Annotated in this window: 24 protein-coding genes and 1 tRNA gene; 7 read left to right on the top strand and 18 right to left on the bottom strand. The window is 69.3% G+C overall.

The window, feature by feature from the left end; genetic code table 11:
* Positions 1 to 23: 23 nt before the first annotated feature.
* From ACWC5O_RS28090 to ACWC5O_RS28060, 7 genes are all read right to left on the bottom strand, one after another.
* Positions 24 to 437, bottom strand: coding sequence for a hypothetical protein (locus ACWC5O_RS28090; RefSeq protein ID WP_450589931.1), 414 nt, complete (start codon positions 435 to 437; stop codon positions 24 to 26).
* A 131-nt stretch (positions 438 to 568) separates the two neighbouring features.
* Positions 569 to 2,548 (bottom strand): Stk1 family PASTA domain-containing Ser/Thr kinase, encoded by a 1,980-nt coding sequence (gene pknB, locus ACWC5O_RS28085; RefSeq protein ID WP_450589932.1) that lies wholly within the window; start codon positions 2,546 to 2,548, stop codon positions 569 to 571.
* Positions 2,549 to 2,720: 172 nt separating this feature from the next.
* Positions 2,721 to 4,202: a penicillin-binding transpeptidase domain-containing protein gene (locus ACWC5O_RS28080; protein WP_450589933.1), complete on the bottom strand. Its 1,482-nt coding sequence runs from the start codon at positions 4,200 to 4,202 to the stop codon at positions 2,721 to 2,723.
* Positions 4,199 to 5,647 (bottom strand): FtsW/RodA/SpoVE family cell cycle protein, encoded by a 1,449-nt coding sequence (locus ACWC5O_RS28075; protein WP_450589934.1) that lies wholly within the window; start codon positions 5,645 to 5,647, stop codon positions 4,199 to 4,201. Before ACWC5O_RS28075 ends, ACWC5O_RS28080 begins: the two co-directional genes overlap by 4 nt.
* Before the next feature lie 24 nt (positions 5,648 to 5,671).
* Entirely contained in the window at positions 5,672 to 7,213 is a 1,542-nt protein-coding gene (locus tag ACWC5O_RS28070; protein ID WP_390771189.1) for a Stp1/IreP family PP2C-type Ser/Thr phosphatase, read from the bottom strand.
* A gap of 132 nt (positions 7,214 to 7,345) precedes the next feature.
* Complete coding sequence (locus ACWC5O_RS28065) at positions 7,346 to 7,864, bottom strand: FHA domain-containing protein FhaB/FipA (protein ID WP_450589935.1); 519 nt, start codon at positions 7,862 to 7,864, stop codon at positions 7,346 to 7,348.
* A 10-nt stretch (positions 7,865 to 7,874) separates the two neighbouring features.
* A complete protein-coding gene (locus ACWC5O_RS28060) occupies positions 7,875 to 8,723 on the bottom strand; it encodes an FhaA domain-containing protein (RefSeq protein ID WP_450589936.1) in 849 nt (282 codons plus the stop codon).
* A gap of 387 nt (positions 8,724 to 9,110) precedes the next feature.
* Between ACWC5O_RS28060 and ACWC5O_RS28055 the strand changes: the two genes are divergently transcribed.
* Positions 9,111 to 9,194, top strand: a tRNA-Leu gene (locus ACWC5O_RS28055).
* Between the two features lie 198 nt (positions 9,195 to 9,392).
* On the opposite strand, the gene ACWC5O_RS28050 is transcribed toward ACWC5O_RS28055, so the two are convergent.
* A complete protein-coding gene (locus ACWC5O_RS28050; RefSeq protein ID WP_450589937.1) occupies positions 9,393 to 10,130 on the bottom strand; it encodes a hypothetical protein in 738 nt (245 codons plus the stop codon).
* 40 nt (positions 10,131 to 10,170) lie between these two features.
* Here ACWC5O_RS28050 and ACWC5O_RS28045 point away from each other — a divergent pair, with 40 nt between their 5' ends.
* Together ACWC5O_RS28045 and ACWC5O_RS28040 are read left to right on the top strand one after the other, a co-directional pair.
* Positions 10,171 to 10,761, top strand: a complete 591-nt coding sequence (locus tag ACWC5O_RS28045) for a hypothetical protein (protein ID WP_450589938.1) — start codon at positions 10,171 to 10,173, stop codon at positions 10,759 to 10,761.
* 51 nt (positions 10,762 to 10,812) lie between these two features.
* Entirely contained in the window at positions 10,813 to 11,142 is a 330-nt protein-coding gene (locus ACWC5O_RS28040; protein ID WP_450589939.1) for a hypothetical protein, read from the top strand.
* A 229-nt stretch (positions 11,143 to 11,371) separates the two neighbouring features.
* Here the strand turns inward: ACWC5O_RS28040 and ACWC5O_RS28035 are convergent, their stop codons facing one another.
* The 8 genes from ACWC5O_RS28035 to ACWC5O_RS28000 all read right to left on the bottom strand — a co-directional run bounded on the left by ACWC5O_RS28035 (position 11,372) and on the right by ACWC5O_RS28000 (position 19,290).
* Positions 11,372 to 12,946 carry a multicopper oxidase family protein gene (locus tag ACWC5O_RS28035; RefSeq protein WP_450589940.1) on the bottom strand — a complete coding sequence of 525 codons (1,575 nt, stop codon included), beginning with the start codon at positions 12,944 to 12,946 and terminating at the stop codon, positions 11,372 to 11,374.
* Positions 12,943 to 13,404: a hypothetical protein gene (locus tag ACWC5O_RS28030; protein WP_450589941.1), complete on the bottom strand. Its 462-nt coding sequence runs from the start codon at positions 13,402 to 13,404 to the stop codon at positions 12,943 to 12,945. Before ACWC5O_RS28030 ends, ACWC5O_RS28035 begins: the two co-directional genes overlap by 4 nt.
* Positions 13,397 to 14,812 carry an MFS transporter gene (locus tag ACWC5O_RS28025; protein ID WP_450589942.1) on the bottom strand — a complete coding sequence of 472 codons (1,416 nt, stop codon included), beginning with the start codon at positions 14,810 to 14,812 and terminating at the stop codon, positions 13,397 to 13,399. Before ACWC5O_RS28025 ends, ACWC5O_RS28030 begins: the two co-directional genes overlap by 8 nt.
* A complete protein-coding gene (locus ACWC5O_RS28020) occupies positions 14,809 to 15,159 on the bottom strand; it encodes a darcynin family protein (RefSeq protein WP_450589943.1) in 351 nt (116 codons plus the stop codon). The genes ACWC5O_RS28025 and ACWC5O_RS28020 overlap by 4 nt, the downstream gene beginning before the upstream one ends.
* A 91-nt stretch (positions 15,160 to 15,250) precedes the next feature.
* Entirely contained in the window at positions 15,251 to 16,147 is an 897-nt protein-coding gene (locus ACWC5O_RS28015; protein ID WP_450589944.1) for a diiron oxygenase, read from the bottom strand.
* Complete coding sequence (locus tag ACWC5O_RS28010; RefSeq protein ID WP_450589945.1) at positions 16,144 to 17,055, bottom strand: TauD/TfdA family dioxygenase; 912 nt, start codon at positions 17,053 to 17,055, stop codon at positions 16,144 to 16,146. Before ACWC5O_RS28010 ends, ACWC5O_RS28015 begins: the two co-directional genes overlap by 4 nt.
* Positions 17,052 to 18,650, bottom strand: coding sequence for an AMP-binding protein (locus tag ACWC5O_RS28005; protein WP_450589946.1), 1,599 nt, complete (start codon positions 18,648 to 18,650; stop codon positions 17,052 to 17,054). The genes ACWC5O_RS28010 and ACWC5O_RS28005 overlap by 4 nt, the downstream gene beginning before the upstream one ends.
* Entirely contained in the window at positions 18,643 to 19,290 is a 648-nt protein-coding gene (locus ACWC5O_RS28000; protein ID WP_450589947.1) for a thermostable hemolysin, read from the bottom strand. Before ACWC5O_RS28000 ends, ACWC5O_RS28005 begins: the two co-directional genes overlap by 8 nt.
* A 387-nt stretch (positions 19,291 to 19,677) precedes the next feature.
* Here ACWC5O_RS28000 and ACWC5O_RS27995 point away from each other — a divergent pair, with 387 nt between their 5' ends.
* Complete coding sequence (locus ACWC5O_RS27995) at positions 19,678 to 20,688, top strand: LuxR C-terminal-related transcriptional regulator (protein ID WP_450589948.1); 1,011 nt, start codon at positions 19,678 to 19,680, stop codon at positions 20,686 to 20,688.
* Here ACWC5O_RS27995 and ACWC5O_RS27990 read toward each other — a convergent pair.
* Positions 20,646 to 22,847, bottom strand: coding sequence for an MMPL family transporter (locus ACWC5O_RS27990; protein ID WP_450589949.1), 2,202 nt, complete (start codon positions 22,845 to 22,847; stop codon positions 20,646 to 20,648). The two genes, ACWC5O_RS27995 and ACWC5O_RS27990, sit on opposite strands and share 43 nt — an antisense overlap.
* 155 nt (positions 22,848 to 23,002) lie before the next feature.
* Here ACWC5O_RS27990 and ACWC5O_RS27985 point away from each other — a divergent pair, with 155 nt between their 5' ends.
* The 3 genes from ACWC5O_RS27985 to ACWC5O_RS27975 all read left to right on the top strand — a co-directional run bounded on the left by ACWC5O_RS27985 (position 23,003) and on the right by ACWC5O_RS27975 (position 25,235).
* Positions 23,003 to 23,755 (top strand): TetR/AcrR family transcriptional regulator, encoded by a 753-nt coding sequence (locus tag ACWC5O_RS27985; protein ID WP_450589950.1) that lies wholly within the window; start codon positions 23,003 to 23,005, stop codon positions 23,753 to 23,755.
* Positions 23,756 to 23,800: 45 nt separating this feature from the next.
* Positions 23,801 to 24,202, top strand: a complete 402-nt coding sequence (locus ACWC5O_RS27980; protein WP_450589951.1) for a BlaI/MecI/CopY family transcriptional regulator — start codon at positions 23,801 to 23,803, stop codon at positions 24,200 to 24,202.
* Positions 24,203 to 24,266: 64 nt separating this feature from the next.
* Positions 24,267 to 25,235 carry a M56 family metallopeptidase gene (locus ACWC5O_RS27975; RefSeq protein WP_450589952.1) on the top strand — a complete coding sequence of 323 codons (969 nt, stop codon included), beginning with the start codon at positions 24,267 to 24,269 and terminating at the stop codon, positions 25,233 to 25,235.
* 362 nt (positions 25,236 to 25,597) lie between these two features.
* Here ACWC5O_RS27975 and ACWC5O_RS27970 read toward each other — a convergent pair whose 3' ends face one another.
* The gene (locus ACWC5O_RS27970; RefSeq protein WP_450589953.1) at positions 25,598 to 25,837 is read right to left on the bottom strand and encodes a hypothetical protein; all 240 of its coding nucleotides are present in this window, start codon (positions 25,835 to 25,837) and stop codon (positions 25,598 to 25,600) included.
* Between the last annotated feature and the right edge of the window lie 405 nt (positions 25,838 to 26,242).

The raw sequence follows: 26,242 nt of genomic DNA, 5'->3' as shown, positions 1-26,242 counted from the left end.
GGTTCTTTGAGTACCTCTGTCGTCTAGCTCATGGCGGTCATGACTCCGACGGCGGCCCGGTCGTCTCGCGTCCCTTCGAGCCTCCGCAGCCGTGCGTGGTGCTGGTGGAGCCGCCGCTCGATGCGCTGGACTCCCGAGCGAAGAGCGACCAGCTCCTTGCGGTGCTCGCCCGATGTTTCGATCAGGGCGTTGAACATCGGCACGACGGTCTTGCCGAGGACGTGGGTGATGCGGTCGTCGAGGGAGGTGGGGTCTGTGCGGACGGGGTTGTCCACAGGCTGCGTACGTGCCAGGTACTCCATGTCGAGAAGGTAGGTGCGTACCTGACGGGCGACGTCGCTGTCGCGGAGGAGCATGGCGATGTTGAGTACAGCGCGCCGGGCGTAGATGGTGAGACTCCGGCGGGCCTGTGGATATCTGCCCAGCGAGAGTGACACGTTGTCACTCTCGAAATTTCACAGGTCAGCGCCTCGCAGCGATCGACGGGCGCACTGCAGTCCAGGCCGCAGACATGAAGTGGGCCCCTGCCGGGAAGTCCCGGCAGGGGCCCATCCGCTGGTGCGGGGCGTCAGCCGCTGGTGCCGCCGAAGATGTTCGGCCCGCCGGTGTTGCCGTTGCCGCCCTGGTCCACCGTGCCCAGGGTGACCGTGTCGCCCTGGTTGACGGTGGAGCCCGGCTGCGGGTTGGAGGCGACGACGATGGCGTTGTCGTCCTGGGAGCCCTGGACGTTGACCTGAAGACCTGCCTGCTCGAGCATCTTCCGGGCGTCCTTGAGCCTCTGGTTCAGGACCTGCGGGACCTGCGTCTGCTGCGGGCCCTGCACCTTGCCGACGTTGAGCGCCACGTTGGTGTTCTTGACGACCTGCTCGCCCGCCTGCGGGTTGGTCGAGAGGACCTTGCCGTCGTCGTCGGGGTTGTTGGTGGGGGTGTCGTTGCAGGTGGGCACCAGGCCCAGGTTCTGCAGCTCGGCCTTGGCGTCGTCGCAGGACTTGCCGACGAGGTCGCTGGGGATGGTGATCTTCTCCTGGGCCTTGGCGACCGTGAGCGTGATCGTGGAGCCCTTCTCCTTCTTCGTGCCGCCCGGCGGGTTCTCGTCGGTGACGACGCCCGGGGTCTGCGTGGAGACCTCGACCTTCTTCTCGACCTCGAAGCCCTTGGCCTTCAGCTGGGACTCGGCCTCGTCGAACTGGATGCCACGGACGTCCGGCACGTCGACCTTGGGTGCGCCGGTCGACACCACCAAGGTGATCGTGTCGCCCTTCTTGACGTCCGTACCCGGCTTGGGGTCCTGGTCGCAGACGTTGCCCTTGGGCTGGTCCGCGCAGGGCTTGCGGGTGGGCGCCGCCAGTTTCAGGTCCCGGTTGACGGCCATCTTCTGGGCGGTGGCGTAGCTGTTGCCGACGAAGTTCGGGGCCCCGAACGTCTCGTTCGTGTTCTTCTGGCTGAAGACCCACTTCCCGATCAGGATCGCGCCGACCAGGACCAGGACGGCCGCGACCACGAGGAGGATCGTGGAGGTGTTGTTCTTCTTCTGCTGGCGGCGCCGGTCGGGGCGGTCGTCGTAGCCGAAGCCGCCCTCGTCCGGGTTCATCGGCGGGAGCATGGTCGTCGCTCCCGCGTCGGCGCCCGGACGCAGTGCCGTCGTCGGCTGGTCGTCGGGGTAGCCGCCGTAGCCGACCGCGCCCATCGCGGCCGTCGCCGCGACCGGCTGGCCGTCGAGGCAGGCCTCGATGTCGGCGCGCATCTCGTCGGCCGACTGGTAGCGATAGTTCGGGTCCTTGACCAGCGCCTTCAGGACGATGGCGTCCATCTCGGGGGTGATCTCGGGGTCGAAGACGCTCGGCGCCTGCGGTTCCTCGCGGACGTGCTGGTAGGCCACGGCCACGGGGGAGTCGCCGACGAAGGGCGGGCGTACCGTCAGCAGCTCGTAGAGGAGACAGCCGGTCGAGTAGAGGTCCGAGCGGGCGTCGACCTGCTCGCCCTTGGCCTGCTCCGGGGAGAGGTACTGGGCCGTGCCGATGACCGCCGCGGTCTGGGTCATGGTCATGCCGGAGTCGCCCATGGCCCGGGCGATGCCGAAGTCCATCACCTTGACCTGGCCGTTGCGCGTCAGCATGACGTTCGCCGGCTTGATGTCACGGTGGACGATGCCGTTGCGGTGGGCGTACTCCAGGCCCTGGAGGATGCCGATGGTCATCTCCATCGCGCGCTCGGGCAGGAGCTTGCGGCCGGAGTGAAGCAGCTCACGGAGCGTGGAGCCGTCGACGTACTCCATCACGATGTACGGGATCGAGACCCCGTCGATGTAGTCCTCGCCCGTGTCGTAGACCGCGACGATCGCGGGATGGTTGAGCGAGGCGGCCGACTGGGCCTCCCGGCGGAAGCGGGCCTGGAAGGAAGGGTCGCGTGCCAGGTCGGCGCGCAGGGTCTTCACTGCCACGGTGCGGCCGAGCCGGGTGTCATGCGCGAGGTAGACCTCAGCCATGCCACCACGGCCGAGCACCTGGCCCAGCTCGTACCGGCCGCCGAGGCGACGCGGCTCTTCCATAGCTACCTACCAGCCCTCTCCGTCGGTCTCGGCCGCGCACGTCCGTGTGCGGCCGAAGGCTGCCGTCCGGGCCTACCGTACCCGGCTCGCGTTGTGTGACCTGGCCAAGCCCGTAACCCGATACAGGACCGGTATCGCAACGTGCAGCGATGTGAAGGGGACGTGTGCAGGGTCACTTCTTGGTCTTGATGACCGCCTCCATGACGTTCTTCGCGATCGGGGCGGCCAGGCCGCCACCGGAGATGTCGTCGCGGTTGGCGTTCTCGTCCTCGACCACCACGGCCACGGCGACCGGCGAGCTGCCGTCGCTGAGCTTGGCGTACGAGATGAACCACGCGTACGGGTTCGCGCTGTTCGCCACACCGTGCTGGGCGGTACCCGTCTTGCCACCGACGGTGACGCCGCCGCCGATCTGCGCCCTCTGACCGGTGCCGCTCTTGACGACCGTCTCCATCATCGACTGCAGGATCTGCGCGTTCGTCGGCGACAGCGGCCTGCTCAGCTCCTGCGGCTCGGTCTTGGCGACCGGGTCGACGTTGGAGGACTGCAGCGTGTCGACCATGTACGGCTTCATCAGCTTGCCGTCGTTGGCGACGGCCGAGGCGACCATGGCCATCTGCAGCGGGGTGGCCGCGGTGTTGTACTGGCCGATGGAGGACAGGGCGGTCTGCGACGAGTTCATGTGCTCGGAGAACACCGAGGCGTTGGCGCGGACCGGGGTGAACTGCTCGGAGTCGAAGCCGAACTTCTTCGCCTCGGCCAGCATCTTGTCGTTGCCGAGGTCGGCGCCGATCTTGCCGAAGACGGTGTTGCAGGACACGCGCAGCGCCTCACGCATGTTCGCGTTCTTGCAGGGGATGTTCCCCTCGTTCTTCAGCTCGGTGGTGGTGCCCTTCATGATGTAGGGCAGCGGGGAGTCGGTGTTCTCGTCCGCCGACTTGTACAGCCCGTTCTCCAGCGCGGCCGCGGCCGTGACCACCTTGAAGGTGGAGCCCGGCGGGTAGGTCTCGCGCAGCGCCCGGTTCAGCATCGGGTCGGCCGGGTTGTTCTTCTTCTGGAGCTTGGTCCAGTTCTTGGCGTCCACGTCGGTGGAGTTGCCCGCGAAGGACGAGGGGTCGTACGACGGGTACGAGGCCAGCGCGAGGATCTTGCCGGTGGACGGTTCGAGGGCGACCACGGCGCCCTTGCCGCCCTGGTTCTTGAGGCCCTCGTACGCCTGCTTCTGCGCGGCCGCGTTGAGCGTGGTGACGACGTCGCCGCCCTGCTTCTGCTTGCCCGTGATCATGTCGAGGGTGTTGCGGAAGAAGAGCCGGTCGTCGTTGCCGGTGAGGATGCCGTCGTTGATCTTCTCCAGCTGGCTGCTGTCGAAGGCCTGCGAGGAGTAGCCGGTGACCGGGGCCCACATGGGCCCGTTCTTGTACGTGCGCTTGTACTTGAAGTCGCCGCTCTTGGACTCGACGGATCCGGTTATCGGCTCGCCGTCGACGATGATGTCGCCCCGCGGGTTCGCGTACCGCTCGATGGCGACCCGGCGGTTGTCCTTGTCGGTGCGAAGCGCGTCGGACCTCACGTACTGGAGCCAGTTGTCGCGGATCAGCAGGGCCAGGACGAGGAGTCCGCAGAAGATCGCGATCCGGCGCAGGGGCTTGTTCATGACGGGCGGACCACCTGGGTCATCTCGGCGTCGGGGTTGGCTGCGGGCGTGGGCGCCGGCCGGCGGGCGGTGTCGCTGATGCGGATCAGGATGCCGATCAGCGCCCAGTTGGCGATCACGGAGGAACCGCCGTAGGCGAGGAACGGCATCGTCATACCGGTCAGCGGGATGAGACCCATCACACCGCCGGCGACGACGAAGACCTGGAGGGCGAAGGCGCCGGACAGGCCGATGGCGAGCAGCTTGCCGAACGGGTCGCGGGCGGCGAGGGCGGTGCGCACGCCGCGTTCCGCGATCAGGCCGTAGATCAGCAGGATCGCCATGATGCCGGCCAGGCCCAGCTCCTCGCCGAAGGTGGCGAGGATGAAGTCGGAGTTGGCGGCGAACCGGATCAGCTCGGAGTGGCCCTGGCCCCAGCCGGTGCCGAGGGTGCCGCCGGAGCCGAACGCCCACAGGGCCTGCTGCAGCTGGTCGGAGTGGACTCCCTGGACGCCCGGGGTACGGCTGAGCACGTACTCGTGCATCGGGTTGAGCCACGCCTGGACACGCACCTGGATGTGCGGCTCGAAGCTCGCCACGCCGACGGCGCCGACCGCGGACATCAGCAGACCGAAGACGATCCAGCTGGTCCGCTCGGTGGCGACGTACAGCATGATGACGAACATTCCGAAGAACAGCAGCGACGTACCGAGGTCGGTCTCGAAGACCAGGATGAGGATCGACATCGCCCAGACGACGACGATCGGGCCGAGGTCGCGGCCACGCGGCAGGTACAGGCCCATGAAGCGGCGGCTGGCCAGGGCCAGCGCGTCACGCTTCACCATCAGGTAGCCGGCGAAGAAGACCGCGAGCACGATCTTGGCGAACTCACCGGGCTGGATGGTGAAGCTGCCGACCTGGATCCAGATCTTGGCGCCGTAGGTGAGGTCGGCGCCGAGGCCCGGGACCAGCGGGAGCAGCAGCAGGACCAGCGCGCCGACCATGGAGATGTAGGTGTAGCGCTGCAGGACCCGGTGGTCCTTGAGGAAGAACAGCACGGCGACGAAGAGCGCGATGCCCATCGCGGTGTAGATCAGCTGGTTGGTCGCCTTGCCGCCGGCCACGCCGATGCCCTGGAGCAGCTTGGACTGGTCGAGCCGCCAGATGGCGACCAGGCCCAGTCCGTTGAGCAGGGTGGCGAGCGGCAGCAGCAGCGGGTCGGCGTACGGGGCGAACTTCCGCACGACGAGGTGGGCGATGCCGGCCAGCAGGCCGAGGCCCAGGCCGTAGGCCAGCAGGCCCGCGGGCACCTGGTCGTCGAGGGCCAGGCCCACGTTGGCGTAGGCGAACACCGGGATGGCCACGGCGAAGATCAGCAGGGCCAGCTCGGTGTTGCGGCGGCTCGGTGCGCCGATCGCGCCGATCGTGGACGTGTGGTGGGTCGGCGAATTCGAAGTACTGCTCATCGTGTGACAGGGCCTCTCACGGCTTTACTGCTTGCCGCACTGATCGACGACCTTCTGCTCATCCTCGGAGAGGCTCGGGCCGGGATTGGGCGTGGCGGTCGCGGACGGGGTCGGGGACTTGGACTTCGGAGACGTCGTGGAGGCCGACGGGTTCGGCGTCGGTGATGCCTTGGACGTGAGGGAGGTACGGGTGGTTCCCGTGGTGCCTCCGGCCTCGCCCTGGCCCGTCTTGGCGTTCTTCTCGGTCTCCGCTGCCGTGCGTTCCGCCTGCTTCTTGCACGCGGAGGCCTGCACGGACAGTGCCTCGATCTTCGTCTGGGCCTGCTGCAGACCACCTGCCGCGATCGTGTTCTTGACCTGCTTCTGCTGGTAGGGCGGCAGGTACTTGAGTTCGATCTCGGGGTGGTCCTTCTCCACCTCCGAGAGCGACACCCACGCCAGGTCCTGGCTGATGCCGCGGTACAGCGCCACGTGCTCGCCGCTGGTGCCGACGTAGTACTGCGTCTGTGTCCAGCGATAACCGCTGTACAGGCCGCCGCCGATGACCGCGAGGGCCAGGCCGCCGTAGAGGGACCGCTTCAGCCACTTGCGGCCCTTGCGCGGCTTGACGAAGTCCTCGTCGGTGTAGTCGCCGAAGCTTCCGGCCGGGATGTAGCCGGTGTCGCCGGAGCCGGGCGGGCCGAACTCGCCGCCGCCCTGTCCGTGGCCCTGGCGGCCGAGGTGGGAGGCGCGGCCGGCCGGGGTCTGCATGATGCCGTTGTCGTGCAGGTGGTGCTGGTTCTCGGCGACGGCGCCGACCACCACCGGGGTGTCGGACAGCTGCCCGGCGAGGGTGTCCCCGGTGTCCAGGTCGAGGACGTCGGCGACGATGACGGTGATGTTGTCGGGGCCGCCGCCGCGCAGCGCGAGCTGGATCAGCTCCTGCACGGTCTCCTGCGGGCCCTGGTAGCTGGCGAGGGTCTCCTCCATCGTCTGGTGGGAGACGACGCCGGAGAGTCCGTCGGAGCAGATCAGGTAGCGGTCGCCGGCCCGGACCTCGCGGATCGACAGGTCGGGTTCGACGTGGTCGCCGCTGCCGAGGGCGCGCATCAGCAGGGAGCGCTGCGGGTGGGTGGTGGCCTCTTCCTCGGTGATCCGGCCCTCGTCGACGAGCCGCTGCACCCAGGTGTGGTCCTGGGTGATCTGGGTCAGCACCCCGTCGCGCAGCAGGTACGCCCGCGAGTCGCCCACGTGCACGAGACCGAGCCGCTGCCCGGTCCACAGCAGGGCGGTGAGGGTGGTGCCCATGCCCTCGAGCTGGGGGTCCTCCTCGACCATGGCGCGCAGCTGGTCGTTGGCGCGCTGCACGGCGGTGCCGAGGGAGGTGAGGATGTCGGAGCCGGGCACGTCGTCGTCGAGCGTGACCAGGGTGGAGATGACCTCGGAGGAGGCGACCTCGCCGGCCGCCTGGCCGCCCATGCCGTCGGCGATGGCGAGCAGGCGCGGACCGGCGTAACCGGAGTCCTCGTTGCCCTCCCGGATCATGCCCTTGTGCGATCCGGCGGCGAAGCGCAGTGACAGACTCATGCGCACCTCGCCAGTCGGCTCCGGGTACAGCCGGTCGTGTCGAGCCACACTGCCCACCCTCCGGTCGGGAGCGCGCCGGAGACCGGGGTGCGGCCTGCCGCTGCGTGCTCGCTCCGCTCGCTCATTGTCGTACTACTTCCGCAGCTCGATGACGGTTTTGCCGATGCGGATCGGCGCGCCCAGCGGGATCGGTGTGGGGGTCGTCAGCCGGGACCGGTCCAGATAGGTGCCGTTGGTGGAGCCGAGATCCTCGACGATCCACTGGCCGTCGCGGTCCGGGTAGATCCTGGCATGGCGGCTGGAGGCGTAGTCGTCGTCCAGCACGATCGTGGAGTCGTGTGCCCGGCCCAGGGTGACGGTCTGGCCCTGCAGTGCGACGGTGGTGCCGGTCAGTGTGCCTTCGGTCACAACCAGCTTGGTGGGGGCGTTGCGGCCCCGCCTGCCGCCGCCACCCTGCTGGCCGCGCTGCTGCGGGGGCGCGGACTGCTGCCGGGCCGCCTGCTGCGGACGCGTGGCCTCCCTACGCGACCCGCGCTGGGTGACACGCGTACCGAACAGGTCGCTCCGGATGACCTGCACGGCCACGATCACGAACAGCCACAGTACGGCCAGGAAACCCAGCCGCATGACCGTGAGGGTCAGCTCTGACATTGCCCCCGCTTCACCCTTCGGCTTGCCGGTAAATGATGGTGGTGCTGCCCACGACGATCCGCGAGCCGTCGCGGAGCGTAGCGCGGGTGGTGTGCTGCCCGTCCACCACGATGCCGTTGGTGGAGCCGAGATCCTGGATCGTCGAGGGCGTTCCGGTCCGGATCTCGCAGTGCCGGCGGGAGACGCCGGGGTCGTCGATCCGCACGTCGGCGTCGGTGCTGCGGCCCAGCACCAGCGTCGGGCGGGAGATCTGGTGGCGGTTGCCGTTGATCTCGATCCAGTGGCGGGTGCGCCCGCCGCTCGCCGGGGCGGCCGAGGGCCGCTGCGGGGCGGGCTGAGGGTAGCCGTAGCCGCCGGGCCGGGCACCGGGCGGCGGCGCGGACGGCATCGGAGGCGGTCCGGCGGGAGCGGCGGGCGGGTAGCCGTAGCCTCCCTGGCCGGGGCGGCCGGCCGGAGCCGCGGGGGCCGCGCCCTGCTGGCTGGCGGAGGAGGCGAGGGTGCGCGAGCGCACCCGGTACAGGCCGGTGTCGAGGTCGTCCGCCTTCTCCAGGTTGACCTTGATCGGGCCCATGAAGGTGTAGCGCTGCTGCTTGGCGTAGTCGCGCACCATGCCGGCCAGCTCGTCGCCGAGCTGCCCGGAGTAGGGGCTCAGGCGCTCGAAGTCCGGCGCGCTCAGCTCCACGATGAAGTCGTTGGGGACCACGGTGCGGTCCCGGTTCCAGATGGTGGCGTTGTTGTCGCACTCCCGCTGGAGCGCACCGGCGATCTCGACCGGCTGGACCTCGGACTTGAAGACCTTGGCGAAGGTGCCGTTGACCAGACCTTCGAGACGCTGCTCGAACTTCTTCAGGACTCCCATGGGGCACCTCCTCCGTCGCTGACGCTGCTTCCTTGCCCTGCTCTGTGCCGCTGTCTTGCCCGGTACTGCTTACTGATCGTATCTACGCGCCCGGCAATCAGCCGGTTCCCCGAGCAGCTCCCCTTCGAACTCCTCCAGACAAGGATCGTAGAGGCGGGCACTGACCAGTGTCCCGCACCGTGCTGTGGTCCCGGTCCGTCTCCTGGGGAGATGCCCGTGACCGGTACGAGGTTGATACGTGAACTGGGACTCTCTGAAACGTGGCCGGGTACGGGGCGGTGCCGGGCGGCCGGGAACGGATGTGAACCCACCCCGTACGGCGTGCTAATGTTCTGCGTGTCGGAAGGGGCCGCCCCGAGAGGGACGGAGCCGGAGGACACACCCAATGCGCGGGTGGCGGAATAGGCAGACGCGCTGGATTCAGGTTCCAGTGCCCGCAAGGGCGTGGGGGTTCAACTCCCCCCTCGCGCACACAGAGAAACCGAAGAAACGGGTCTCTGCCGGTGACGGAAGTCACGGCGGGGGCCCGTTTCTCGTTGTGTCCGGGTTTGTGAGGGATCGCACAGTCTGGGGACGGACGTAGGAGACCCCATCGGTGAGCCATCTCACCGATGGGGTCTACGGCTTTTCTTCAAGTGATGTCGTGCTGTTACCTGGGGGCTTGCCCGGCTAGGCGGCGGCGGGTGTGAGGTGCCCGGTCGGGGTCCAGGTCTTGGGTTCTTTCGTCTGACGGCGATGGTGGGTGCGCCGGCGTGGTCGCTCGCCGCCGAGCGACAGAGTGTCCAGCCACTTCTTGATCTTGCGGCGGTTGGCGTGGGCCAGCTGGAAGGCGAGCAGGATCGTTTGCGCTGCGATGCCGCGGATGCGGCGGGAGCCGGCCGACTCGATGCCCTCGGCGAGCGGGTTCTTGGCGTAGCCGTTGTAGCCCTCGACGCTGTTGCGAAGACGGAAGTAGACCTTCTGCCATTCCGGGCCGCCGTACTCCAGCGCCTGCCAGTGCTTGGCGCCGGTCTCGGGGCTGATGGTGATGGTGCGCTGGCGGCAGACCTTCAGCGGGCCGACCGGGCTGGGTTCCGGGTCGACCAGGGGGAGATGGATGCCGCGGCCCATGGTGCGGGGTTTGATGGGGCACTGGGCCTTGCCTGCCTCCGCGGGGCACATCATCCGCTGGTAGCCGTCGGCGTCGGTGTTCTCCTTGGGCATCAGGCGATAGCCGCGGCGTGCCGCGATCAGCCGGACCCAGGTCTCGCGGTCGATGCGGTCCGCGTGCAGGTCGATGGTGGCGGTGATGAGGGGCTGGGGCATGGATGGGCAGTACCAGCGGCCCTCGACGAGGATCGCGCCGTCTGTTCCGCCTTGCTTGCCGAGCTGGTCGGCCCGGTAGTCGTAGACGGGTTTGTAGCCCATGGCTCGGACGGGGAGCTGCCATTCGTCGGGCTCGGAGTTGTTGGTCGCCGGCGAGGAATCCGGGTTTGTATCCACGCTCCCGGAGTCGGTTGAGGATTTTCAGGCCGTTGTACGCCGGGCGATAACCGGGCTTGTCGAGGGCGGCGCCGAGGACGAGGGCGGGGAGGACCTCGGGGTTCGGCGTGCCGTCGTCGAGGAGTACGGCGTCGTGTTCGGCGTCCCGGGTCACGATGAGGTGGGCTTCGTAGCCGAAGAGGTACTTCTTCTTGAGCGAGGGCTTCTTCTCGCGCATTGGGGGCCTGGCCTTGCCCTTCTTGGTGGGTGCTGGGGCGGGGCGCATGGAGTCGGCGACGGGCGCGTCGGGGTCCCGGTGGTCGCCTTCGCGTACGTACCAGCCGGCGTCCGGGTCGGTGGCGAGCTCCGGCCCGTTCGTGCGGCGGCCGCGAGAGAACGTGCGGACGGGTGTGGCGTCCACGCCCAAGGAGACCTCTGCCAGCTCGCTCAGCAGGCTGTGGAGAGGCCGTACGGAGGCGTCGAGCAGGAACTCGGTGAACAGGGCCAGTCGCCGCTCCCGTTCGGCGAGATCATCGACGTCCGCTGCCGCCGTCTGGTCGTGGGCTTCCTCTCGTGAGAGATGCCCATTCGGCGGCAGTGGGGATGGGTTCATCGCGTCCTTCATCGCGTGGAAGAGCCGGCGGACGACGGCGTAGGCCGCTTCGAACCCCTTGTCGTGGTCCTCGTACTCGGGGATTTCCAGCAGCGTGCGCAGCTGCGGGGTGATGCGGAAGTACAGGATGTCGGTGACCCGTTCCAGGACGATCTTGCCGCCGGTGTCCTGGGTGCACAGGTGAAGGCCGATCAGGAGGCTTCTGAGGTGCAGGGTGCGGTGTCGGCCGCGTGGGAGGTGGACGAACTCCTCGAGGAGCGGGACGAGTCCACTGGTGTCCACCTCCTCGATCGCCGCTTCGACGTCGGCGTCTGTGATGAGCCTGCGCTTCTCGCGCATGGCTAGCAGGCGCTCGTGGCGCTGCTGCACGACTGCAGTCGGTGGCCCGAAGCCATGGCTCAGGACGGGCATTCCTCACCGACCGGGCGGGAACCGCTCCGGACACCCTCGCCCCGCCCGGAGCACCCGCGCAACTCCGTGAGGAGGCCGTGCCGCCCGGCTGGGGACCCACGGCCGGACGAGGATGCGGGGCACGTCGGCGGCACCGATGCCGCAGAGTCGCCCTGCGGTGACATCACACCACTTGGAAGTTGGCCATCATCGCCATGTCCTCGTGCTCCAGGTTGTGGCAGTGCAGCATGTACCGGCCGCGGTGGCCGCGGAAGCGGACCAGTACGTCGACGACCTCGTACGGGCGGACGTCGACCGTGTCCTTCCAGCCGGCGTCGGTGGGTTCGGGCGCGCGTCCGCCGCGGGACAGGACCTGGAAGTGGGCCAGGTGCAGATGCACGGGGTGGTGGAAGTCGCTGGTGAAACGCCAGCGTTCGACGGTGTCCAGGCGCGGCCGGGCCAGGATCTCCGAGGTGCTGAAGGGGCGGCCGTTGATGGTCCACGCGTCGTCGGAGCGGCGGAAGTCGAAGTGCCGGATGGCGACGGCGGACGCCGGGTGCAGGGCCGCGTACCTGGAGAGGCGGGCGGGTACGTGGCTGTGGTCCTTCTCCTTACGGGCGATACGGAAGCGCATGACCTGGCGCATACGGCCGTCCGCCAGGGTGTTGACCAGGGTGACGTGGCTGCCCACGGGGCAGTCGGTGAGGTCCACGACCACGTCGAAGCGTTCTGCCGGAGCCATAGGGATGCCGCCCAGACGCTGGGGCGTGGCCAGCAGACCGCCGTCACCCCCGATCTGCACGAACGGGAGAGTTCCGCCGTGCTCCCGTTCCAGCACCAGGTGGTAGCGGCGGGCGTTGGAGGCGTTCAGCAGCCGCAGTCGGTGTCGGGACGCGGAGACCTCGGCCTCGGGCCAGGGGGCGCCGTTCACCAGTTGTACGTCGCCGAGGACGCCGTCCATGTAGGCGTCCTCGACGCCGGGGGTGCCGGTGCACGTGAGCGAGTGGCCCGGGTAGCGGAAGGAGCCGTCCTCCTCGAAGGAGCGGTCGCAGATCATCAGGGGGATGTCCCGCTCGCCGCCGGGCAGCGGCAGAGCGTCCTCCTCGCGGTCGTGGACGAGGAACATCCCGGCGAGACCGCGCCAGACCTGCGGGGCGCTGAAGTCCATGCGGTGGTCGTGGTACCAGAGCGTCGCGGCGCGCTGGTTCATCGGGTACTCGTAGGTCTTGTAGCCCTCCGAGACCGTCCAGTCGGAGGCGGGGGCGTGCATGCCGCCCATGCCGTGGGTCATGCCCCGCGTCCTGAACTCGGCGCCGCACCGCGCGGGCACCAGCACGTCGGTCGGGTAGCCGTCGGAGTGCGGCGGGGTCACGCCCCCGTGCAGGTGCAGGGAGGTGGGCACGGACAGCTTGTTGAGGACCCGTACCTCCACCCTGCGCCCCGAGCGGGCGGTGAAGGTGGGGCCGGGGAAGATGCCGTCGTAGCCCCAGACGGTCGTCTTCAGGCCAGGGATGATCTCGACGGCCCCCTGGCGCTGGGTGATGTCGTAGTAGTCGGTGCCGCCCGTGGTGCGGGTCGGGCGGGCGCGTGGCGGTACGGGCAGGGGCACGGCGAACTGCCGGGGCGGCCGGATCCTGCTGAACAGGACCGTTCCGGTGCGCTCGCCCGACCACTTCTCGTACGCCACCGCTGCGGCGGGTATGGCGAGCCCGGCCGTGGCGCCGGCGCTCAGGCCCAGGAATCGTCGACGAGACGTCACCTGCCCTCCCGGCCCTTGTACGTGTACGCCCAGCAGGACAGCGCCACGCCGACCCCGAACACGCCGAGTGCCAGCGGGACATGACCGCCCAGCATCCGGGCCGCGCCCAGCCCCATCTGTGCGCCGACCAGCACGACCAGTCCGACCGCGAGCGCGAAGGGCCAGGCCGGACCCCGCATCGAACGCCACACCAGCAGCGCCGCCACAGCCTCGACGAGAGCCAGGGTGGCGAGCAGCTGTGCATTGGCCGCGTGCAGGTCGAGGAAGCGCACGTCACCAGTGATGAACAGGCCGGCCAGCGCCGCCTGGAGCAGGGTGTCGAAGAGAAACAGCAGCGATGTGGTGCGGAGCAGGGTGAGGGGCCAGGTACGGGGCCGCTCTGCACGCGTGCGGGAAAGCGGCGCCCCTTCCGCCGGGCGCGGGAGGGGAACCGCAGTGTCTGTGGATGTGTCAGCCATGAGTCACCTCGTCGGCGGGGTGCGGGATGGCCGTGCCGAGCCGTCGTGCCGCGAGAAGCGTCAGGACTCCGGCGACCGCGAGGACGGCGAATGCCAGCCGGTACGAGCCAGCGGTGCCGGAGAGATCCTCCTCGGCGCCGTGCTGGATGCTCGCGATCAGGTTCACGCCGATCGCGGCACCGATGTTGCGGCAGAGGGTCACGGCACCGGTGTACGCGCCGAGCTGCTCCTGGGGCGCGGCGTTCTGCGCCTGTACGAGGGCGGTGGCGACGGTGAAGCCCGTGCCGAGGCCGGCGAGGAGCTGCGCCACGACGGCCGTGATGAGCGAGGGATGCGGCGTCAGGCACAGGACGGCGGGGCCGGCGACGAGCAGCACCGCGCCGCCCGAAGCCACCTTGCGGGCACCGTGCTTACCGAGCAACCCGGCGCAGACCGCGGAACCGGCCACCCACCCGAGCGAGGCGACCAGGACGACCATGCCGCCGGCCGCGTCACCGGCCGCGCCCGTCCGGGTCAGGGCCAGCGGAAGCTGGGTGACGGAGGCGTAGAGGACGACTGAGGCCCCGATGGAGACCAGCGCGGCGGCCCGTGCCGCCCGGTCCGTCACCATGGCGACCGGGATCAGGGAGACCGACGGATCGCGTCGGACCTGGGTGAGGTGCAGGGCGATGACGGCTACCGCGACCACAGCGGCTACCGCGAGGACGGGAAGCGCCGGTGACACCAGCACCACCAGCAGGGCGGTGAGCCCCACCGAGAACGTCGTCAGCGCGGGGACGTCGACCCGTCCGCGCTGCCCCGCCTCCGTACTCCGGCCAGGTGCCTGGCGCGCCACCACGAGCGCCGCGACCAGCGCGAGCGGGAGGTTCGCGGCGAACACCCAGCGCCAGCCGACCGTCGCCTGCGCCGCCGACCCCAGTGCCGGACCGGCGACCGCGGCCAGACCCCACACCGCCGAGAGGAGTCCCTGCATCTTGGCGCGGCCGGCCGCGTCGAAGACCTGCCCCACCAGAACGTACGACAGCGTCACCACCGCCCCGGCTCCGAGGCCCTGTACCGCACGGGCGGCGATCAGCGCGACCATGCCCGGGGCGACCGCCGCGCCGGCCGACCCGGCTGCGAACAGGCCCAGCGCGACGCACATGGACACCCGCGCCCCGAACCTGTCCGCCGCGGCTCCCGAGACCGCGGTCGCCAGGATGCTGCAGAGCAGGAAGCCGGAGACGAGCCAGGGGTACAGCTCCTCGTGGCCCAGGGTGCGTGCCATGGTCGGCAGGATCGAGCCCACGACCGTGGAGTCGGCGGCCGCCAGGAAGAGAGCCAGCAGGGCGCTTGCGATCAGTGCGCGGCGCCCGGCCGGAGCGCCGCCCTTCGCCCGCGCGTCGCGTGCCTCGTCGACGACGGTCACTTGCCCTGCCCGTCCCCGCCAGCCTGCGCCGCCTCGAACGCCTGGAAGCCGTCCTCGATGCCCATGAAGATGTCGTTCACGACCAGGTAGCCCTGAGCGATGAGCGGCGAGTCACGCAGTTCCTCGATGAGGAAGTAGTACGCCTTCAGGTCCTCGGTCTCCAGCAGGGCGAAGTCGGAGAACGCGGTGTGGAACGCCTCGGCGTCGAAGAAGCGGGCGGAGACGCGGTCGGCGTACTTGGCGAACACCGGGAAGATGTGCGCGGCCTCCATCGCGTTCCGCTCCTCGCGGGGGAGCGCCAGCCACGCCGGGGTGAAGGTGTAGGTCAGGATGATCGTGGTCTTCACGACAGCTCCAGGGGGTGGTGAGGGTGGACGGGCACGGTGCCGGGGCCGCCCGGGGGGTGAACCGACCCCGGCACCGTGGGTTTGTGGACCGTCAGACGTGGACCGACGTCGTGCCGCTGAACCTCTCCAGCAGGGCACGGGTCTCGTCGTCGAGGGCGTCGTCGAGCTTGGTGATCGGGCCCGAGAGGGCGAGCCGACCGAAAGCCATGGTCAGCTCCACCTGCATCTGGTGGATCCGGTTGCCTTCGGTGTAGTCGACTCCGAACGTCTCCTTGGCGTGCTTCTCGAAGAGCATGGCCAGTTGGACGTTGAGTTCCTCGGTGCCCGCGACGATGCGCCGCATCGCCGCCTGCTCCTCCTCGTCGAAGGAGGGGATCAGCTCGTCGATGACCCAGTGGTCGGTCCGGACGTGCCGCTCCTCGTCGAGGTTGTGCAGGTGCAGCAGCTTCGGCAGGAAGTACGACATCTCCGGGTCGTAGGCCCGGGTGCGCCGCTCGATCACCGTGATGATCGACTCCCCGATGTACGCGGTGCAGCACAGGGCAGCCAGCTTCACGTACGGGGACTCGGCGCCGAGGTAGAGGGCGAGCCGCTCGTTGAACAGGTTGTCCGGCAGGACGAAGTCCACACCGCCCAGCTCACGCACGTACCGGTAGAAGGCGTTGGCGTGGTTGAGCTCTTCGGAGGCGAAGCAGGACAGCGCGTCGTGCAGGCCGCGGCCCTCGGTGAACGGGTCGTCCTGACCCTGCACTTCGGACAGGACGATGGACATCACCGCGGAGACGTGCCGCTCGATCTCGGCGAGCTGGGCGAGTTCCTTGACCGCGTAGGCGACCGCCGCCTGTTCGTGGCCCTCCTCGTCGAAGCAGACCCGGGAGAGGTAGGCGAGTTCCGCGTCGTTGCGGGCTCTCTCCCAGGGCAGGGCGTTCGGGTGGAAGGTGTTGACGTGGGCGAGTTCGTTGACCCGCTCCAGAGCCTGGGCCGTCACGCTGCCGCCTCCATGTCGATGTAGCTGAGTGCGTTGTAGATGGTCCGCTCGGTGTCGAGGATGGCTCGACGGCCGTGCATCACACGGGTGTTGTCGATGACGGCGATGTCGCCGTCCTGCCAGTCGAGGTTCTCGGTGAGCTGGTCGGTGACGTCCGAGATCTCCAGGATGAGATGGGTCGGGAAGTCGGTGCCGTCGGCGAAGGTGATGCGCGGCTTCTCGTAGTTGGTCGAGGGGCCGAGGATGGAGTTCGCGAAGGCGATCCGCTCACCGAAGAGAGTCGGTGCGGCGGCCGGGGTGCGGAAGGCGTAGGTGATGCCGCCGTCCTCGTGCAGCTCGACGGTGGTGCCCGGCACGGAGTCGGCCAGGGCGCGCAGCTGCTCGAAGGTGATCTCCTCCAGCGGCACCCGCTGCTCCATCATGTGGAACGCCATCGCACGCCACTGCTGCTCGCCGACGTAGCGGGAGTAGACGATGTCCTGGGCCGAGAAGGCGGCCCTTGCCTCGTCGGAGAGGGCGTCCCAGACCCGGTAGCCGTCGCAGACGGTGGTCTGCGAGCCCTCCTTGGCGGCCTTCTCGGAGAAGAACCAGGCGAGGTGGGAACGGAAGGGGTTGTTGCCGTTCTCGGTGTGCAGGCCGATGGGGCCGGTGCCGGCGTCGACCTTCTGGGCGACCTCGGAGTAGAAGTCACGGGCCGGGTCGATGGTGGTACGGACGCTGACGTTGTTGACCAGCGCGGTGAAGGCGTCCATGCCGGCGCCGAAGCCGCGCAGCAGCAGGAAGCCGGACTCCGCGAGCAGCTTCAGCAGGTGGGCCGGGTCCACGTCGGCGGCCGAGCCGGGGCCGGCCGGGGTCAGGACGAGGCCCTGCCCGGTGCCGTAGGGCGCGGTGTGCACTGCGGTACTCATACGTGCTCCTCGATGGGGTCCTGGGCGAGCAGAAGGTCGCGGACGGCCTGCCGCTTGGGGCGGCCGGTCACGGTGAAGCAGGTGAGGTAGCGGGGGTCGTCCTCCCGCATGAGGCGGATGTCGGTGACCCGTTCGACGTCGGACAGGTTCCGCAGCCCGAAGTCGGTGATCTCCTTGCGGATCACGTCCTCGTCGCGGGCCGCGTCCACGACGAACAGGCCGCGTACGGTGTCGAGTCCGTCCGCGAGGACGACGGCTTCCCGGACGAAGGGGAGCTGCCGGTACTGGGCCTCGACGAACTCCGGGGAGACGTTGCGGCCGCCCGCGGTGATGATGATGTTTTTCTTGCGGCCGACGATCCGGATGTAGCCGTCGTCGTCGATGGTGGCGATGTCACCGGTGTGCAGCCAGCCGTCCTCGTCGACGGCGCAGCTGGAGGGGTCCTCGACGGTGTATCCGGCGAAGAGGGAGCTGCTGCGGACGTGCAGCTCTCCGTCGTCGGCGACCCGCACCTCGACGTGGTCGAGCGGCTTGCCGACCGTGCCGATGCGGACGTTGCCCGGGAAGTTCCAGGCGACGACCGAGCTGTTCTCGCTCAGCCCGTAGCCCTCGTACAGCGGCAGGCCGTACTCCTGGAGACGGGTGAGCACCTCGGGCGGCACCGGCGCTCCGCCGCAGGCGATGAACACCGGGCCGTCGTGCCCGAACAGCCGCTGGTGCCTTTGCACCAGGTCCTCTTCGGGATGCTGGTCGCACAGCGACAGAAGCAACGCGGCCATGGTCGGCGGCACCACCATCGCGGTGGGGCGGGCCGAGCGCAGCAGGGACAGCATGCGCGGCCCGGCGTCGCCCGAGGTACCCACGAGTGCCGTGCCGGGCGGCAGGAAGGCCACCGAGCCGCCCGCCAGGAACGGCATGTACAGACCGGTGACCTGCTCCACCAGCAGGCTGAGCGGCACGATGGACAGGTAGCGCCGGAAGATCTCCGGGTCGCTGCGCCGGCGCAGCGAGTCCAGGAGGGCCTCGATGCCGTGCCTACGGATCATCACGCCCTTGGGGGCGGAAGTCGTCCCCGAGGTGTGGATCACCTTGAAGACGGCGTCCTCGTCCCAGGAGACGATGGGGTGGGCGACTCGCTCGTCCCGGTACGCCCCCGCGGCGATCAGGGCGGGCAGGTCGACCGCGTCGACACGGCAGCCGGCTGTCAGGACTCGCTCGGTCCCCCACTCCTCCAGCCTGGCGGCACCACGACTGTCCACGAGGCACGCGTCGGCCCCAGCCAGCAGGGATGTCGCCTGTTCGGCGCTGAAGGCCGTGGGAACCGGGATCTCGACGGCGCCCGAGAAGAGCAGCGCGAGGTCGGCGACGACCCATTCGGCCGAGTTCTCGGCCAGCAGGCCGACCCTCGGCGTGCGGCCCAGTCGGGCCGCGAGGACGGCGATTTCGTCGGCGAGCACCTTGGCGGCGCCGATCACCTGGCGGTAGGTCCACCTCAGCGAGGGGCCACCGGTCGGGGAGAGGACCTCGACCATGGTGTCGTCGCTGTCGGCGCGGGCCAGCAGGCCGTCGATCAGCGAGACGCGAGTGTCAGACACCGGCCAGCTCCTTGGGGCGACGCGGGATCAACTGCATGTCGATGGAGGCGAACTGGTACCGGCCGACGCCGTTGACGAAGGACTGGGTCTGCTCCGCGATCACTGCGTAGACCACGAGCGGCCGCTGGTCGTAGAAGGTGCCCCAGTCCTCCAGCTCCGCCGGGTCCAGCCGGGCCGGGTCGGCTTCACCGATGGGATTGAAGACGATGCCCAGCCGCTTCTGCAGCGCGAGCGACCTCTGCGTGGAGGTCATGACGGCGTAGCGGCAGCCGAGGCCCCACAGGACCACGGTCAACGCCTTGAACAGCTCCGCGCCGGCGGTGGCACGCACCGAGGCCACCGAACCGAGCTGCACGATCTCGTGACGGCCCGTCACCGGCTGGCCGTCGGCGACGATCAGCTCCTCCACCGGGACGTCCAGGTACTTCTCCAGGAAGAGCGGCCCGCCCTCGGCGGGGGTGAGGCCGGTGCACGCGAGGACCTCCTCGCGACCGGTCTCCTCGTTCCGCTCCAGGTAAGAAAGGAACTGCTCCGGGTTTACTTCGACGCGCGCTCCGAAGGTGTTCGCATAAACCTTCTTGACCAGCTCGGCGGATTCATCCCACCATGCCGAACCGCGCTCGGACAGCACAATACGCATTACTCGTACCCCCCTGTACGACGCTCTTTCTCCGTGGCTGGTTTCACTTGGTCGGCCACCACTGTCGAAGACCCACCGACACGGCCCTGAACTGCGGACATGCAGACAGCATGACGATCTCGCCACACATGAGAAAAGCCCCCGTGAAATGAAAGAGAGAGATACGGGGAGCCCCGTCGACCGGAAACCGGCCACACCCCCCGTGCACTCCTATTCTGCCCGACCGAAAACGCACCGACCACGTTTTACGGCTGCGCATGCACGCCATGGCAGGAATTCGCCAGACACCGGCCGGCGGAGCCGGTGCCCCGCACGGTGGCCGCTGCCGCGCCGGTCAAACGGTAACGTGTAGATGTTCGAGTGACGCACGGGGGAACGGGGATACGAGTGGGACGACTTGGTGACCCACAGGGCAAGGTGGAGCAGAGCGCCGTCGCACCGGCCCTCTACCAATGGGTGCGGACGGGGGGTGCGACCGACGACCACACGCTCGGTGCCGAGCTGGGCGTCGGTGTCGAGGAACTGGACTCCGCCTGGACCGAGTTGAGAGAGCTGGGCCTGGTGCACACCGGCGTCGGCGGCTCCTCCGTCTCTCTGGTCGACCCCGAGGCGGCGCTGCTGCGCCTGCTGGAGGAGCAGCGGCGCTACATGAACCTCCACATGGACTGGCTGGACCGGGGCATGTGGGCCGTGGAGAGCCTCGTCGGCCGGTACCGCCACAGCGTGGACCAGGAACGGGCCGGCATCGAGGTCGAGGTGATCACGGATACCGCCCGCATCCACCGGCTGCTCGACGACCTGGTCGACCTGGTCCAGACGGACGTCGCCTCGTTGCACCCCGGCCCGCTGCCACCGGCCGAGGTGCTGCGCTGCGGCCTGGAGCGCGACCGCGTGCACATCGAACGCGGGTCCCGGGTCCGCACGGTCTACCCGTCGCACTTCGCCAACGCCCCTTACGTCCAAGAGCACTTGCAGGAGCTGCTCGCGCTGGGCAGCGAGGTGCGGCTGAGCCCGACGGTCCCGTTGCACATCATCGTCGCGGACGGCCGTATCGCCGTCCTGCCGATCGACCCGGACGAGCCGCAGAAGGGCGTCATCCTGGCGCGCGGCGCGGCGCTGGTGCGGTCGTACGCGGCCCTGTACGAGTACTGCTGGCACGCGGCTTCGCCGGTGACGCCCGACCACGGGGTGGAGCCGCCGACCCATGCCGCCACGGAGCAGCAGCAGACCGTGGTCCGGCTGATGGCCACCGGCATCAAGGACGAGCAGATAGCTCGGCACCTGGGTATCTCCTTGCGGACGTTGAGCCGTGTCACGTCGGAAGTCATGCAGCAGTTGGGGGCGGAGAGCCGTTTTCAGGCGGGTGTGCGGGCTTTGGAGCTGGGCTGGCTGAGCTGAGCCGTGGGCTCAGGTTCGGCTGCCTCTCGCACCCCGTGCCGGTCCCACCAACGCACTAGCGGCGCCGGAGCCCACCACGCCGCCCGGCCCAGGAAGCGGAGGACGGCGGGCATGAGCAGCAGCCGGACCACCGTGACGTCGAGGACGATGGCCACCGCCATACCGACGCCGATCATCTTCACGAAGCTGATCCCGGAGGTCGAGAAGGCCGCCACGACCACGACCAGCAGCAGCGCGGCGCTCGTGATGATGCGGGCGCTGCGCTGCACGCCGACCGCCACGGACTCCATCGCGTCACCGCTACGGTCCCAGTGCTCCCGCATGCGGGCCAGAAGGAACACCTCGTAATCCATGGACAGACCGAACAGCACCGCCAGCATCAGGATGGGCTGACTGGCGTCGAGTGTCCCCGTCGCGGTGAAACCGAGCAGTCCGTCCCCGTGGCCTTCCTGGAAGACCCACACGACGACACCGAAGGCAGCGAAGAGCGAGAGGGCGTTCATCGCCACAGCCTTAAGGGGCAGGACGAGCGAGCCGAAGGCCAGGAACAGCAGCACCATCGTGGCGAGTACGGCGATCAGCGCCATCCAGGGCAGGTGCGCGGCCAGGCTGTCCAGCTGGTCCACGAGTGCGGCGGTGGCGCCGCCGACCAGCACCTCGGCGTGGGCCGGCGGCTGCACCCCGCGGACCTGAGTGACCAGGTCCCGCGCCTGCTTGCTCATGGGGTACGCCGAGTAGCCGACCTGGACGAGCGCCGAGGAGTCGTGCACGGCCGTCACCTGGGCACCTTCGGCACCGTGCAGCCGCGACAACCGGCCGGTGAAGGCGGCGAGTTCGGCCTGGGCGCTCGCTCCGTCCGCCCGCCGCCCGCCGTCGAAGGTGACCACCACGGACATCGGCGAGGCGAGGTTGCGGGTGAAGTCGCCATCCAGGCGCTCGCTGGTGACGCGGCTGCCGGTGTGTTCGGGCAGCACCTTCTCTGTGACGCCACCCCAGTTCGCCTGCAGGAAGGGCAGCCCCAGGGCGACCAGCAGGGCGACGACGGGGACGGCCACCAGCACCGGCCGACGCATGACGGCACGCGCACTGCGGTACCAACGCCCGGTCTCCACAGGTTCGTTGGGCCGCCGGCCAGCGGGCAGGGGGATACGCAGGGCGTTGACCCGGGGACCGAGGACCGCCAGCAGCGCCGGAAGCACGGTGAGCGACGCGACCATGGCGATCACCACGGCCGCCACACCGCCGTACCCCATGGAACGCAGGAAACCCTGCGGGAAGATCACCAGGCTGCCGATGGACACCGCGACCGTGACCCCGGAGAACGCGACGGTACGCCCCGCCGTGGCCATGGTCTCGCGGACCGCCTCGGCGGTCGGCCGGCCGCCGGCCATCTCCTCCCGGAAGCGGCCCACCACGAACAGCGCGTAGTCGATGGCCAGGCCGAGGCCCAGCATCGTCACGATGTTCAACGAGAACACGGACACATCCGTGAGCCAGGTGAGCATCCGGAGCACGGTGAAGGACCCCAGGACCACCAGCGCACCGATGGCGAGCGGCAGCGAGGCCGCGGCCAGACCGCCGAAGATCAGCACGAGCAGCAGGAGAAGCAGCGGGGCGGACAGCGTCTCAGCGCGTGAGGTGTCCTGCTTGGTGAGCGTGCTGACATCGTCCATGACCACGGCGTGACCGGTGAGCCCGAGCCGTACGCCGGTGGCGGAGAACTTGCCCTTGATGCGGCCGAAGACTTCCTTGGCCTGGTCGGCGTCGGGCGCGTCGAGCCGCAGAGCCGCGAAGGTGCTGTGGCGGTCATGGGAGACGAAGGCCGGGGAGTGGGTGCTCCAGTACGTTCGCACGCCGGCCACCTCCCCGCTCGGCAGCCCGTGCAGCGACTCCTCGACCGCTCGGCGGAACGCCGGGTCCGCGACCGTGCGGTGCGGATCGCTGAAGACCGCGATGACATCTGTGCGTTCGTCGGGGAACTGCTTCTCGATGCGCTGTGCCGCCCGCTGGGAGGCACTTCCCGGCGTGTCCCAACCACCGCCGCTCAGGTCGTCACCGACGCGGCCTCCCCACAGCGCGCCCACGACCACGACGGCCAGGCCCAGAACGAGCATCAGCCATCGGCGCCGTGCGACCAGATCCCCCCAGCGAGCCAGCATGTTCCCCTCGACTCAGTGAACGGCGTCAGCTCACGCCGTTTGCTTACACCGTATGCTTACGGCGTTTGCTTACACCGTTTACTAGACGCGATGGGCGTTAACATTGTCAAGCGCGGCCCGGTCGGCGGAGCCGCACGACAGCGGGAGACACAGCCGTGAGCAGCCAGATCGCCCCACCGTCGGCCCGACGGGCGCGGCAGCGCGAGGAGTCGCGAGAGCGCCAGCGCGCCGAGATGAAGTCGGAGATCCTGCGCTGTGCCCGGCAGTTGCTGGTGGACGAAGGCCCCGGCGCCGTGTCCCTGCGCGCCATCGCCCGCGAGATGGGCATGACCGCCCCTGGGCTGTACCGCTACTACGCCGACCACCGCGAACTGGTGCAGGCGCTGACGGCGTTCCTCTACGACGAACTCACCGCCGATCTGTCGCGGGCCCGCGACAGGGCACCCGACCAGTCGCCGCAGGGTCGTTTCACCGCGGTCGCCCGCGCGCTGCGCACCTGGGCGCTGCACCACAAGCCCGAGTTCACCCTCATCTTCAGCAAGCCCATGTCCGACGCGGACTGTGCGCCGGGCGACCCCTGCCACGCGGCCAGCTGGCGCTTCGGCGGGGTGTTCGTGGGCCTGATGATGGAGTTCTGGCGGACCGGCACTCTGCCCCTGCCGGAACCCGGCACGCTCGACCCCGACTGGCTCGCCCAGCTGGAGGAGGTCCGCGAACACGTCGGCTCCGAACCGCCCCTGGAAGCGCTGTACGTCTTCGTCCTCGCCTGGTCCCGCCTGTACGGCATGGTGTCCATGGAGGTGTTCGGGCACCTGGCCTTCGCGCTGACCGATCCCGGGCCGGTGTTCGAGCAGACCCTGGGCGAGATCCTGGCGCTGCTCGGCGCAGACCCGCGTACCGGCCAGTAGCCAGGCCATGGCACACTCCCGGGCGGGGAAGGGAGTGACCACAGCATGGACCGCAGAGCCCTGCTCGGCATCGGGGACCCCGGTGGACGCCGCCCCAACGGCATGCTGGAGGCGGAGGTCCTGTCCGTACTCCAGGCAGCGCACGACGACCTCACGGCAGGCGAGGTCCGGGACCGTCTCACCGGCGACTTCGCCTACAGCACGGTGGTGACCACCCTGTCCCGCCTGCACGACAAGGGACTTCTGCGGCGCTCCCGCCGTGGCCGCGCCTACGCCTACGCGCCCGTCGACGACGAGCCCGGCCTGGCCGCCCGCCGCCTGCACCAGCTGCTCGCCGACGAACCCGACCGCGAGGCCGTCCTGAGCCGCTTCGTCACCACGATGTCCCCGGACGACGAGCGGCTGCTGCGCCGCCTGCTGGGCACGGAGCTGCCTTCCGGCGGCTGAGCTCCCTGGCCTCGCGGGCCTCCGAACTCACCCGTCCCCCAGGTTGAAGGGAACCGAACCGTCCGTGTTCTGCACGGTCTACCTCCTGCTGCTCCTAGCACTGCCGGCCACTTGGGTCGCACGCCCTCTCGCCGAGAGCCTGGACCCCCGGTCGGCGACGTGGCTGCTCACCGCTACCGCCGCCGCGCTCGCCGTGGCCAGTAGCGCAGCACTGATCCTGTTCGCTCTGACCGGACTGCTTCGCACCTCGGCGGTGGCCTCCTTCGGCCACTGGTCCCTGCGCGTACTGAGGGACGGAACCCCGGGCACCAAGCTCATCCCTCTCCTGGCAGGCGGGGCGCTGGTGTCGGCAGCCATCGCGACGGCGCGGGTCCTGCGGCGCCGGGTCCGCGCCCAGCGCACGGCCGCGCGAGAAGCGGCCTGCCTGCCGACACAAAACGGGCTGTCGGTCGTGGAGGACCCCTCGGCCGACGCGTTCGCCGTACCGGGAAGCGCGACCTCGGCCACTCCCGAAGGACGCATCGTCGTCTCGACAGGAATGCTGGCCGCACTCACACCCGAAGAAGTCTCCGTCCTCGTGGCCCACGAACGGGCCCACCTGCGCGCCCGCCACCACTGGTTCGTCACGGTTGCCCAGCTGGCCGCGACCGCCAACCCGCTGCTCCGCCCGCTGGCCCGGCATATCTCCTACACGGTCGAGCGCTGGGCCGACGAGGAAGCCGCTCTCGCCACAGGAGACCGCCGACGCGTGGCCCGCACCATCGGCAAGGCCGCCCTGGCCAGACGACGCACCGCGCCCCGGACCCGCGCACCCCGAACCGCGCTGCACCTCACCGGCCCCTCGACCGCGGCAGGCCCCATTCCCCGCAGAGTCGCCGCCCTGCTCGAACCGCCTCACCGTGGCGCCCGCGCCCAGCCCCTCATCCCCGCACTCACCGCGCTCCTCGTGGCCACGGCCCTCCTGTGCTGCGCGGACGCGGCACATGACGTCCACCGCCTATTGCAACTCGCCCACCAGACCAGCCATCGCTGACCTGTTGGCTGCGCGGCTTGGCCGTTGCGAGGCAAGGAGGGCCGGTGCGGTGATCATCTCCGTGGCCAGGGGAGTGGGAAAACCGACGGCACAGCGCGGGAAACGATCTCTGACCTCGCGGCATTGTCGCTTACCAGCGCATTCCGTCGGTTCCCCACACAGGGGCACCGACGAAAGTGCCCTGGCAGCACCGACGGAACGGGCTGATCGTGAAAGCGATCAGCCCGTTTCTGTATGTCCGGGTGGGTGGGGTGTGACAGTGTTCACGCGCAGATCTGCCCGGCGGCTGGTGGGCCGCCGGGCAGTCGCGATCTGGAGTTGTTGATCTTCAGTTCAGTGGATTCGTGGGCCTGTGGCTTGTCTCACTCTTCTCTGGCTTCTCTGGCTCGGTGAGGTATCCCTCGGGGGTCCAGGTGCCCAGGGTTTGGTCTTGCGGCGTCGGTTGGGACGGCGGCGGGGTGATCGCCGTTCAGGGTGATGGCGTCGGCCCATGCGGCGAGCTTGCGCTTGTTGGCGTGGGCGAGTTGGAAGGCCACGAGGATCGCCTGGGCGGCGATGCCGCGGATGCGGCGGGTGCCGCCCGATTCGAGTCGTTCGTGCAAGGGGTCCTTGGCGTAGCCGTTGATCCCTTCGATGCTGTTGCGCAGCCGGAAGCAGACGCGCTGCCGTTCCGCGCTGCCGTACTGGAGGGGCTGCCAGAGTTTGGGGCACTGCGACCCGTTTGGTCCAGGTGGCCTTGTCGATCTTCTTGTCGACGAGGTCCTTGGTGGCGGTCTTGAGGGGCTCGGGCATGGAAGGGCAGTACCAGTTGCCCTCGATGAGTTGGGCGCCGGCGAAGCTGGTCTGTACGCCGAGCTGGTCCTTGGCGTAGTCGTAGACGGGCTGGTAGCCCATGGCGCGGATGGGGAGCTGGAAGTTCTCGGGCTTTTGGTCGTTGTAGGCGCGGTCGGCGGCCAGGTAGCCGCGGGGGTAGCGGTCGTCGACGCGCAGCAGGGCTTCGACGGCGA

This window comes from Streptomyces sp. NPDC001450 (assembly GCF_053597295.1).
Note: the sequence above shows the minus strand (reverse complement) of the source record. Positions and strands in the feature narration are given on the sequence as shown.